Origin of the sequence: Erwinia sp. (assembly GCF_031978025.1) — a bacterium.
Lineage (GTDB): Bacteria > Pseudomonadota > Gammaproteobacteria > Enterobacterales > Enterobacteriaceae > Erwinia.
Genome location: NZ_DALZCD010000029.1, coordinates 12583 through 23210 on the forward strand (window position 1 = coordinate 12583; position 10628 = coordinate 23210).

The 10628-nt window shown below is 55.0% G+C and carries 11 protein-coding genes; 8 read left to right on the forward strand and 3 right to left on the reverse strand.

The features are described 5' to 3' along the window. The 3 genes from mreC to csrD form a co-directional block, all read right to left on the reverse strand. A partial coding sequence (gene mreC, locus RTK32_RS03935) for a rod shape-determining protein MreC (protein WP_312042202.1) occupies nucleotides 1-391 on the reverse strand: 391 nt, incomplete at its 3' end. A 64-nt stretch (nucleotides 392-455) separates the two neighbouring features. Next, nucleotides 456-1499, reverse strand: a complete 1044-nt coding sequence (gene mreB / locus RTK32_RS03940; RefSeq protein WP_003855260.1) for a rod shape-determining protein MreB — start codon at nucleotides 1497-1499, stop codon at nucleotides 456-458. A gap of 313 nt (nucleotides 1500-1812) precedes the next feature. Further along, complete coding sequence (gene csrD, locus RTK32_RS03945; protein WP_312042203.1) at nucleotides 1813-3762, reverse strand: RNase E specificity factor CsrD; 1950 nt, start codon at nucleotides 3760-3762, stop codon at nucleotides 1813-1815. 179 nt (nucleotides 3763-3941) lie between these two features. On the opposite strand from csrD, the gene RTK32_RS03950 reads away from it, so the two are divergent. From RTK32_RS03950 to panF, 8 genes are all read left to right on the forward strand, one after another. Beyond that, nucleotides 3942-4919 (forward strand): oxidoreductase, encoded by a 978-nt coding sequence (locus tag RTK32_RS03950; RefSeq protein ID WP_312042204.1) that lies wholly within the window; start codon nucleotides 3942-3944, stop codon nucleotides 4917-4919. 256 nt (nucleotides 4920-5175) lie between these two features. Next, nucleotides 5176-6183 (forward strand): protein-methionine-sulfoxide reductase catalytic subunit MsrP, encoded by a 1008-nt coding sequence (gene msrP / locus RTK32_RS03955; protein WP_312042205.1) that lies wholly within the window; start codon nucleotides 5176-5178, stop codon nucleotides 6181-6183. Next, nucleotides 6183-6782 (forward strand): protein-methionine-sulfoxide reductase heme-binding subunit MsrQ, encoded by a 600-nt coding sequence (msrQ, locus tag RTK32_RS03960; protein WP_312042206.1) that lies wholly within the window; start codon nucleotides 6183-6185, stop codon nucleotides 6780-6782. Before msrP ends, msrQ begins: the two co-directional genes overlap by 1 nt. A gap of 216 nt (nucleotides 6783-6998) precedes the next feature. Then, nucleotides 6999-7451, forward strand: a complete 453-nt coding sequence (gene aroQ / locus RTK32_RS03965; protein WP_312042207.1) for a type II 3-dehydroquinate dehydratase — start codon at nucleotides 6999-7001, stop codon at nucleotides 7449-7451. 21 nt (nucleotides 7452-7472) lie between these two features. Continuing rightward, nucleotides 7473-7943, forward strand: a complete 471-nt coding sequence (gene accB / locus RTK32_RS03970) for an acetyl-CoA carboxylase biotin carboxyl carrier protein (protein WP_312042208.1) — start codon at nucleotides 7473-7475, stop codon at nucleotides 7941-7943. Nucleotides 7944-7954: 11 nt separating this feature from the next. Next, nucleotides 7955-9304 carry an acetyl-CoA carboxylase biotin carboxylase subunit gene (accC, locus tag RTK32_RS03975; protein ID WP_312042209.1) on the forward strand — a complete coding sequence of 450 codons (1350 nt, stop codon included), beginning with the start codon at nucleotides 7955-7957 and terminating at the stop codon, nucleotides 9302-9304. Between the two features lie 67 nt (nucleotides 9305-9371). Further along, nucleotides 9372-9608 (forward strand): YhdT family protein, encoded by a 237-nt coding sequence (locus tag RTK32_RS03980; protein WP_312042210.1) that lies wholly within the window; start codon nucleotides 9372-9374, stop codon nucleotides 9606-9608. Beyond that, a partial coding sequence (gene panF / locus RTK32_RS03985; RefSeq protein WP_312042211.1) for a sodium/pantothenate symporter occupies nucleotides 9605-10628 on the forward strand: 1024 nt, incomplete at its 3' end. The genes RTK32_RS03980 and panF, both read left to right, overlap by 4 nt.

Genomic DNA, 10628 nt, shown 5'->3' on the forward strand with positions numbered 1-10628 from the left:
AGGGATCCGTGCCGGTAGAAATGACCTGCGTGACCATCTTGTGCTCGTCCTGACGCAGCGGTGAGCCAAGCAGCTCACGCAGACGTGCGTTTTCCTGCTTAAACTGCCCCAGCATCAGCAACTCGCTGTTTTTCAGCATCAGCTCGCGGTGCAGGGCTTTGTTTTCCAGCTCGAGCTGTTGGCGAGAGGCCAGCGTTTCAGACACGCTGTCCAGAACCTGACGTGGCCCGTTGGCCAGAAAATAGAATGGGCTAACCGCCGTATCCATGTAGGTGCGTATCTGACTGAAAGCGCCCATGCGGCTGTCGGCGATAATCACGCCTATCGCTACCACCACTGCCAGAAACAAGCGTAACTGCAGGGAGGGTCCCCTGCTGAAGATCGGCTTCATAAACTCGGCGTATTCCTCGACATCATTAACAAGACGCGCGGGACCCGCGCGCCTTCATGGCAAATTATTCTTCGCTGAACAAATCGCCGCCGTGCATGTCGATCATTTCCAACGCCTTCCCGCCGCCGCGCGCGACGCAGGTCAGCGGATCTTCAGCCACTACCACTGGAATGCCGGTTTCTTCCATCAGCAAACGATCAAGATTGCGCAGGAGCGCGCCGCCGCCGGTCAGCACCATACCGCGCTCGGAAATATCAGAAGCCAGCTCTGGCGGACACTGTTCCAGCGCCACCATCACCGCGCTAACGATACCGGTCAGCGGCTCCTGGAGCGCTTCCAGAATCTCATTGGAGTTCAGCGTAAAGCCGCGCGGCACACCTTCCGCCAGGTTACGACCGCGTACTTCAATCTCACGCACTTCGTCGCCCGGGTAAGCAGAGCCGATTTCATGCTTGATACGTTCCGCCGTGGCTTCGCCAATCAGCGAGCCGTAGTTACGGCGCACATAATTAATAATGGCTTCATCAAAGCGATCGCCACCGATACGCACGGAAGAGGAATAAACCACGCCGTTAAGGGAGATCACCGCCACTTCCGTGGTACCGCCACCGATATCGACAACCATCGATCCGGTTGCTTCCGAAACCGGCAGGCCGGCCCCGATAGCTGCTGCCATCGGCTCTTCAATCAGGAAGACTTCGCGCGCGCCTGCGCCCTGCGCAGATTCACGGATTGCACGGCGTTCAACCTGGGTGGCGCCGACCGGCACACAAACCAGCACGCGCGGGCTTGGGCGCATAAAGCTGTTGCTGTGAACCTGTTTGATAAAGTGTTGCAGCATCTTTTCAGTCACGAAGAAATCGGCAATCACGCCGTCTTTCATTGGACGGATAGCAGCGATATTGCCGGGTGTACGACCCAGCATCTGCTTGGCGTCATGACCTACTGCCGCGACGCTCTTTGGGGAACCGGCACGATCCTGACGAATAGCAACGACGGAAGGCTCATTCAGAACGATGCCCTGTCCTTTCACATAAATCAGGGTATTGGCGGTACCCAGGTCGATGGACAAGTCGTTGGAAAACATGCCACGGAATTTTTTAAACATACTGAAGGATAATCCTGCTAGCTGGGGGCGGATAATAAAATCCGCTTACTTTACCAACCACACGAAGCAGCGACAAGGCGCAAAAACGCTCTACTTCGGTGAAAAATCACGCTATCTCACGTCTGAGTCACAACCCCAAAATCTACGCGAGCAGAATGCCTGAGTTCAGGCGCATCGCTCCTGTTTTAAGGCCGTTTTACGGACATAACGTACATGAATTTTTACATATTTAGGCACTGCTTTACCGCTCGTCAAACGTAGCCGGTACCACAGCTGCGCGGCTATTCTACGTCAAATCCGGCTTAACGGCAGACTAAACTCGATATCTTTGCGAATATTTTTTCATATCGCCTGTCAGCAGCTGCGACGGAGCAAAAAAATCGCCCTGACCACCATTTATGCCTGACTCCGTTAAGGTTTGCCATTCACTCCGGGTTTTCACTCCGGCGGCAAAAACCTGGGTCGAGGTACCTTTACAGCTTTCGAGCAAACTTTGTACGAACAGCTGATTCTCTTTGCGGCGGTCAATATTGCGTACCAGGCCTGGGTGGAGCTTAATGAGTTCTGGAGAGACAACCTTAATATAGGCCGTGCTGACCAGGGTTAACCCTGCCTGAGTAATGGCAATACGGCAGCCAAATCCTTTCAATAAATGAAAGGCGCCGTGTAAGCGGCAGAGATGTTGACCCACATCCGCTTCTGCAAGTTCAAATAAAATACGGTTTCTTTGTGATTTAGTGTTTTGCAGCAGCATGTCGCGCAGCCAGATTTGAAAAGGACGCTGCAATAGCGCATCGATCGTCAACGGTATCGCCAGCGTTTCATCCGGCCAGCTACGAATAAAGGTCATAATGTGGCTAACCAAGAGCCTGTCATACCCTTCCGCCATACCCAGCTGCTGCACCAGCGGCAGATATTCAGCCGCGGCCAGTTCAGTTTTGCCGTCGAATATCCTTGGCATGATTTCACGATGATGCAGCTGCCCTTCGCCCGTCACCGCCGGTTTCTGATACAGGCGCGGCCCCCCGCGGCTAAGGGTATTTTCCAGCAGCGTGCGCCATTTAACGCTACCACGGCTGAGTTCCGGTGCCGGTTTTTCACTAACCGACCAGTTATTGCCGCCCAGTAAAGCCGCATGCCGCGTAGCGAGTTCGACATTTTCCATGACCTGCTGTGTGGTTTGCCCGCTTTGCCAGGCGCTGATGCCGATGTGAATCATATCCTCCCGATCCAGCATGCGGGTTGGCGGCAGCGCGTCTACAGCCTTAATCAGCTGCGAGGCGATGCTGTCGGCGTCTTTCAGGCTGCGATGCGGCAGCAGGACGGCAAAATCACTGCGGAAATAGCGGGCAAGCAGCGCGCCGGGATAGCGCATCACAAAGGTTGAAAGCAGGTTGACCAGCCCGAAAAGGTAATCCTGTACCGGCGTATGGCCCCAGTTATCACGCAGCGTATCGAGATCCGGCAGGCGGATCATCATCACCATACCGTGTGCGCCGGCGGTTTCGCTGTCTTCCAGCAGCGTGGCCAGCTGGTTATCGAAAAAAAGGCGATTGTGCAGACCGGTCATACGGTCCTGCGCAGCAAAAGCCCGAATAAGCGTATCAACCCGATTGCGGCGCTCGGAGGCATCCTGCAAATCACCCAGCAGCCGATCCAGGGCGCTGCTGGCTTTAGGCGGCCATTCCAGCACGGAACCCTGCTGTACAGTTTCTCTTTCGCCCCTCAGCACTCTTGCCGCACGCGTTTCCAGACGCTCCATGCCTTCAAGCTGCCGATAAAGCCAGCGGTGAGAAAAAAACAGGATCAGCAGCAGGATACCGACGGCCAGCACCACCAGACTAATAATTGAAGCGCCGATAAAAGATGTCAGCCAGGTCTTTGCGCTGTCTATCCAGACGATATGCAGCGCATAGTCAGCGTGTTGCTGCAGCGGGATGGTGCTTTCGCGATAGCGGTTAGGCTCATCTTCCATCAGCGCGTCCTGATGGCGGGAAATCGTTTTAACCGGCTGGTGGTTTTCAAGAAAAGTGATGCGAACAACCTGTAGCGGTCCCATCACCTGTGGCAACCCGCTGGAAATCTGTTCGGGAGAGAGGCGATCCAGCGTCCGATCAATGTCGGCCGCCATCGTTTGCAGACGATGCTCAGCGCGTAAATCGCTGAGGTAATAAAAGCTTGTTACCCCGCCCACCAGCATGACAAGCATGACCAGCGCGCTGACAAAAGTAATCATGGCGGAAAGTTTGGTAGTTAATCGCATCCTTGTGCTCTTTGGCTGCCGGAAAGGAGACGCCATAGCAAAAAGCCATGACGACGTAGGGCTATGCAGAGAACTTCCTCATGCTTTTATGCATCTTAAGCAAAATATTGCTAATTGCCGGGAGTATAGTGAGGTCAAACTTTTATTATACCTTTACGTTCCATTTTCAGGAGATTCTCATGCAAGCACTGGTTCTTGAACAGGCCGAAGGCAAAACCCTGGCTGCGGTGAAACAACTCGATCCGGCAGCCCTGCCACCGGGCGACGTAACGGTAGATGTTTGCTGGTCCGGTCTGAATTACAAAGATGCGCTGGCCATTACCGGTAAAGGAAAAATCATCCGCCAGTTTCCGATGGTGCCCGGGATTGATTTTGCGGGCCAGGTCCGCCATAGCGAAGATCCTCGCTTTCATGCCGGACAACAGGTGCTGCTGACCGGCTGGGGCGTAGGGGAAAATCACTGGGGCGGCCTGGCTGAACAGGCCAGGGTGAAAGGCGACTGGCTGACGCCGATGCCGGAAGGACTGGATGGTCGTCGGGCGATGATCATCGGCACCGCGGGCCTGACCGCCATGCTGTGCGTAATGGCGCTGGAGGAAGGCGGCGTGCGTCCCGAGAGCGGTGAGGTAGTGGTGACCGGCGCCAGCGGCGGCGTAGGCAGCACGGCTGTCTCCCTGCTCAGTTCGGCAGGCTATCGGGTAGTGGCCGTTAGCGGCAGGCCCTCCACGCACGACTATCTCCTTCAGTTGGGCGCCAGTGAAATCCTGACGCGCGACGCTTTCAGCACCGATAGCCGCCCGTTGGAAAAACAGCGCTGGGCTGGCGCAGTGGACACCGCTGGCGATAAAGTCCTGGCAAGCGTGCTGGCGCAGATGAACTACGGTGGCGTGGTAGCGGCCTGCGGTCTGGCAGCCGGTTTCGCGCTGCCGACCACCGTAATGCCTTTTATTCTGCGCAACGTACGACTACAGGGCGTCGATTCCGTTACTGCGCCAGCGGCACGCCGCCTTGAGGCCTGGAAAAGACTGGTTAAAACGCTGCCTGACGCCTTTTATCAGCAGGCGACGACAGAAATCACGCTGGATGAGGCCGCCGCCAGCGCGGAAAAACTGCTTAATAATGACATTACTGGCCGCACGCTGGTTAAAATCCGTTAGCTTTTATGCCGCCCGGCACGCTGAAACCGCCGGGCAATACGCTTTTCTGTCAACGAGTTAACAAAAATCGCTTCTGAACCGGTGGCGCTAAACCTGCCCTGTATTTACCTTTCTTCAACATCCACATAACTGATTACACTTCCTGCTCTCTCGCCGCTTTTACGGAACTGATATTCTGCGGTTCAGACGCTTTTTTATTCGCTGAATTTGCTTTTTTTAGTCATGCTAAAAAGTGACCGTCTCTGGAGACACAGCCATGAAGCCCGTTAATAAACTCACGGAAAACGATGTTACCCCGGAAAGCATTTTTAACACTCAACGTCGTCAGGTAATGAAGGCGCTGGGCATTAGCGCGGCCGCTTTGGCTGTGCCAACGGCCCACGCGGATGTGCTTTCCTGGCTACAGGGCAAAGGAAAAGAGAGCCCAAAGGCGCCGGCAGGCAAACCGCTCGATTTCAGCAAGCCCGCACAGTATCAGGCCAATTTAGCCCTGACGCCGGAGGATAAGGTTACGGGCTACAACAATTTTTATGAGTTTGGTCTGGATAAAGCGGATCCGGCGGCTAACGCCGGTTCCTTGAAGACGGCTGACTGGAAGATAGCCATCGGCGGCGAGGTAGCGAAGCCGATGACGCTGAATATGGACGACATTTTTAAACGTTTCCCGTTAGAACAGCGGATTTATCGAATGCGCTGCGTGGAAGCCTGGTCGATGGTGGTGCCCTGGATCGGTTTTGAACTGGGCAAGCTGTTAAAAGCAGCCGAGCCCACCAGCAACGCACGCTATGTCGCTTTCCAGACTGTTTATGCACCGGAAGAGATGCCGGGCCAGCGCGATCGCTTTGTCGGCGGCGGCATCGATTACCCTTATGTGGAAGGACTGCGGCTGGATGAAGCCATGCATCCGCTGACCATACTGACCACCGGCGTTTACGGCAAAGCGCTGCCACCGCAAAACGGTGCGCCGATCCGTTTGACCGTGCCATGGAAATACGGGTTTAAAGGAATTAAGTCGATCGTGAAAATCACCCTACTAAAAGCTCAGCCGCCTACCACCTGGAATTTGCTGGCCGCCAATGAGTATGGCTTCTATGGCAATGTTAATCCGCACGTCGATCATCCCCGCTGGTCGCAGGCGACGGAACGTTTTATCGGCTCCGGCGGCATTCTGGACGTCAAGCGCCAGCCCACGCTGCTGTTTAACGGCTACGCCGGGCAAGTCGCTTCCCTTTATAAAGGATTAGACCTGCGGGAGAACTTCTAGTGCGTCTGACGGGCAAACAGATTACCGGCCTGAAAGTGCTGCTGCACCTTGCCGGTTTTTTACCTTTTCTCTGGCTCATTCTCTCTGTTAATCAGGGCTGGCTCAGCGCCGATCCGGCAAAGGATATCCAGCATTTTACCGGAAGAATGGCGTTAAAGTTTCTGCTCGGCACGCTGCTGGTCACTCCGCTGGCGCGCTACGGCAAGCAGCCGCTGCTGATTCGCGTGCGTCGTCTGCTTGGGCTGTGGTGCTTCGCCTGGGCCACGCTGCATCTCATTAGCTATTCGCTACTGGAACTGGGTATCGCTAACCTGAACCTGTTGGGATCGGAGCTGATTTCACGTCCTTATCTGACCTTGGGTATTCTTAGCTGGTTCATTCTGCTGTTGCTGTCGCTGACCTCTTTTCAACAGGCACAGCGAAAATTAGGCAGAAACTGGCAGAAGCTGCATAACGCTATCTATATTGTGCTGATTCTGGCCCCCATTCACTATCTGTGGTCGGTAAAAACGTTTTCGCCTCAGCCGTGGATATATGCTTTCCTGGCGCTGATCCTGCTGGTATGGCGCTATAAGAAATTCCGCCAGTGGCTGCGGTAAAACGTGCGCCGTCCCGCATATCCTGATGCTTTCTTGCGCGAATGGTGGATTATCTTCGCTGATACGACCAGTATTTAGCTGCTAATTGCGTTGAAATCGTTATAATGCCCGGTTTTAAACCCGCGCACAGGTCAAATTTCATCGGGAAAGGTGACAAATGGCTTTTCGCGTTGTATTTTGTGCGATGCCTCAATTATCGCAGGAGATAGCAGCAAGATGCCTGAAAAGTTTCACATACTGCTTTTGAATGGTCCAAACCTGAACCTTCTTGGCACTCGCGAGCCGGAGAAGTATGGCAACACGACCCTGACCGATCTCGTCAGTGGGCTGACCGCCCAGGCTGACGCGCTTAATGTGAAGCTGAGTCATCTGCAGTCCAATGCGGAACATGCGTTAATTGACCGCATTCATGAGGCGAGAGGCAATGTCGATTATATCGTCATTAACCCGGCGGCCTATACGCATACCAGCGTGGCACTTCGTGATGCTCTGCTTGCAGTCAGCATCCCGTTTATTGAAGTCCACCTGTCCAATGTGCATGCTCGCGAGCCTTTCCGTCATCATTCTTATCTTTCTGATATTGCTGCTGGCGTAATTTGTGGACTTGGCGTCGACGGTTATTCCTGGGCTTTACAGACGGCGGTTAAACGCCTGTCACAATCTAATTAAACAGAGTACGGAACCACACTAATGGATATTCGTAAGATTAAAAAACTGATCGAACTGGTTGAAGAATCAGGCATTGCTGAACTGGAAATTTCTGAAGGTGAAGAGTCCGTTCGCATCAGTCGTTCCCCGGCCAATTCAGGCTACCCAATGATGCAGCAGGCCTGGGCCGCGCCAATGCAGCCGCAGCCCGCGCTGGCTACCGCCGTTGCGCCAGCCACCGCGCCAGCGATGGAAGCGCCTGCCGCTGCCGAGATCAGTGGCCACATCGTACGTTCACCAATGGTCGGTACTTTCTACCGCACGCCAAGCCCGGACGCGAAAGCCTTTGTCGAAGTCGGCCAGAAAGTTAATGCTGGCGACACCCTGTGCATCGTTGAAGCGATGAAAATGATGAACCAGATCGAAGCCGATAAGTCCGGTGTGGTAAAAGCGATCCTGGTCGAAAGCGGTCAGCCAGTAGAATTTGACGAGCCGCTGGTAGTCATCGAATAACGAGGCGAACCATGCTGGAAAAAATTGTAATTGCTAACCGTGGTGAAATCGCGCTGCGTATTCTGCGCGCCTGTAAAGAACTGGGCATCAAGACCGTGGCCGTGCACTCCAGTGCCGATCGCGATCTGAAACACGTGCTGCTGGCCGATGAGACCGTTTGTATCGGGCCTGCACCGTCGGTTAAAAGCTATCTCAACATCCCTGCTCTGATTTCTGCTGCAGAAATCACCGGCGCGGTGGCTATTCACCCGGGCTACGGCTTTCTGTCTGAGAATGCCGATTTTGCCGAACAGGTAGAGCGCTCTGGCTTTATCTTTATCGGTCCTAAAGCCGACACCATCCGTCTGATGGGCGATAAAGTTTCCGCTATCACCGCGATGAAAAAAACCGGCGTGCCAACCGTCCCGGGTTCTGACGGCTCGCTGGGCGACGATATGGAAAAAAACCGCGCCATTGCTCAACGTATCGGTTATCCGGTTATCGTTAAGGCTTCCGGCGGCGGCGGCGGTCGTGGGATGCGCGTTGTGCGTCACGACAAGGATCTTGAGCAATCCATTAACACGACGAAAGCGGAAGCCAAAGCGGCTTTCAACAACGACATGGTTTACATGGAGAAATTCCTCGAGAACCCACGCCATATCGAAATCCAGGTACTGGCGGACGGCCAGGGCCATGCTATCTATCTGGCCGAGCGCGACTGCTCCATGCAGCGTCGTCACCAGAAAGTGGTCGAAGAGGCGCCAGCACCGGGCATCACCGAAGAACAGCGTCGCTTTATCGGCGATCGCTGCGCCAAAGCCTGTATTGATATCGGCTACCGTGGCGCGGGCACCTTTGAGTTCCTGTTCGAGAACGGCGAGTTCTACTTTATCGAGATGAACACCCGTATTCAGGTTGAGCATCCGGTTACCGAGATGATTACCGGCGTCGATCTGATTAAAGAGCAGCTGCGTATTGCTGCCGGTCAGCCGCTGTCGATCAAACAGGAAGACGTGGTCGTGCGCGGTCATGCGGTAGAATGCCGTATCAACGCAGAAGACCCGAACACCTTCCTGCCAAGCCCGGGTAAAATTACCCGCTTCCATGCGCCTGGCGGCTTCGGTGTGCGTTGGGAATCTCATATCTACGCGGGCTATACCGTACCGCCGTACTATGATTCCATGATCGGCAAACTGATCACCTACGGTGAGACGCGTGAAGTGGCTATCGCCCGCATGAAGAACGCACTGGCGGAGCTGATCATCGACGGCATCAAGACTAACGTCGAGCTGCAGATGAAAATCATGAGCGACGAAAACTTCCAGATTGGTGGCACCAATATCCATTACCTGGAGAAAAAACTCGGCATTCAGGAAACCTGATTCGCCTGAGGTAATAAAGGAAGGCCGGTCTGACCGGCCTTTTTCTTTGCCTGTTACGGGAGGAAAAATGGAAAAACGCTTTGTGCAGGCGCATCGCGAAGCCCGCTGGTCGTTTTGGCTGGCCGTCGCCTATGTGGCCGCCTGGTCGCTGACTGCCTGGTTCGGCGACAACCAGCCCGGCATTACCGGCCTGCCCCACTGGTTCGAGATGGCCTGTTTGCTGGTGCCACTGCTGTTTATCTTTTTTTGCTGGCTGATGCTCAAAAGGGTCTTTCGCGATATCTCTCTGGAGGATGCACCGTGAAGCCTGAGATCATATTGCCGCTTATTGCCTATCTGCTGCTGGTCGCGGCACTTTCCGTCTATGCCATGCGCAAACGGCGCGAGGGTAACTTTCTTACCGAATATTTCCTCGGCAGCCGATCGATGGGCGGTTTCGTGCTGGCGATGACGCTGACCACCACCTATATCAGCGCCAGCTCGTTTATCGGCGGGCCAGGTGCCGCCTATAAATATGGGTTGGGTTGGGTACTGCTTTCGATGGTGCAGGTGCCTGCCGTCTGGCTGTCGCTGGGTGTGTTAGGAAAGAAATTCGCTATTCTGGCCCGGCGTTATAACGCACTGACGCTGAACGATATGCTCTATGCACGCTACCGCAGCCCTCTGCTGGTCTGGTTTGCCAGCCTTAGCCTGCTGGTGGCCTTTATAGGTGCGATGACCGTGCAGTTTATCGGTGGCGCGCGGCTGCTGGAAACCGCAGCAGGCATTCCATACAGCAGCGGCCTGCTGATTTTCGGCGGCGCCATCGCGCTCTATACTGCTTTTGGCGGCTTTCGCGCCAGCGTGCTGAACGATGCCTTGCAGGGCGTAGTTATGCTGCTCGGTACTTTTATCCTGCTGTTTGCCGTGATCCACAGCGCAGGGGGAATGCACAGCGCGGTACAGAAGCTGGCGCAGATCGATCCGCAGCTGGTTTCGCCCGGCGGCGTGGATAATATTCTCAGCCCGACCTTTCTGGCTTCTTTCTCGGTGCTGGTCTGTTTTGGCGTGATCGGCCTGCCCCATACCGCCGTACGTTGCATCTCCTATAAAGACAGTAAGGCCGTGCATCGCGGTATCCTGCTAGGCACCGTCGTGGTTACCGTGCTGATGTTTGGAATGCATCTGGCCGGCGCGCTGGGTCGCGCCGTTATGCCTGGCCTGACCGTGCCGGATCGGGTGATCCCTACGTTGATGATCCACGTTTTGCCGCCGCTGGCCGCCGGGATCTTTCTCGCCGCACCCATGGCCGAGGACGCGCCGCTGATCGACATGTCGCCGTCGC

Excerpts from the sequence above, each read along its gene's own strand:
- mreB (WP_003855260.1), bottom strand. The coding sequence starts at position 1,499 with ATGTTTAAAAAATTCCGTGGCATGTTTTCCAACGACTTGTCCATCGAC.
- csrD (WP_312042203.1), bottom strand. The coding sequence starts at position 3,762 with ATGCGATTAACTACCAAACTTTCCGCCATGATTACTTTTGTCAGCGCG.
- RTK32_RS03950 (WP_312042204.1), top strand. The coding sequence starts at position 3,942 with ATGCAAGCACTGGTTCTTGAACAGGCCGAAGGCAAAACCCTGGCTGCG.
- msrP (WP_312042205.1), top strand. The coding sequence starts at position 5,176 with ATGAAGCCCGTTAATAAACTCACGGAAAACGATGTTACCCCGGAAAGC.
- aroQ (WP_312042207.1), top strand. The coding sequence starts at position 6,999 with ATGCCTGAAAAGTTTCACATACTGCTTTTGAATGGTCCAAACCTGAAC.
- accB (WP_312042208.1), top strand. The coding sequence starts at position 7,473 with ATGGATATTCGTAAGATTAAAAAACTGATCGAACTGGTTGAAGAATCA.
- accC (WP_312042209.1), top strand. The coding sequence starts at position 7,955 with ATGCTGGAAAAAATTGTAATTGCTAACCGTGGTGAAATCGCGCTGCGT.
- RTK32_RS03980 (WP_312042210.1), top strand. The coding sequence starts at position 9,372 with ATGGAAAAACGCTTTGTGCAGGCGCATCGCGAAGCCCGCTGGTCGTTT.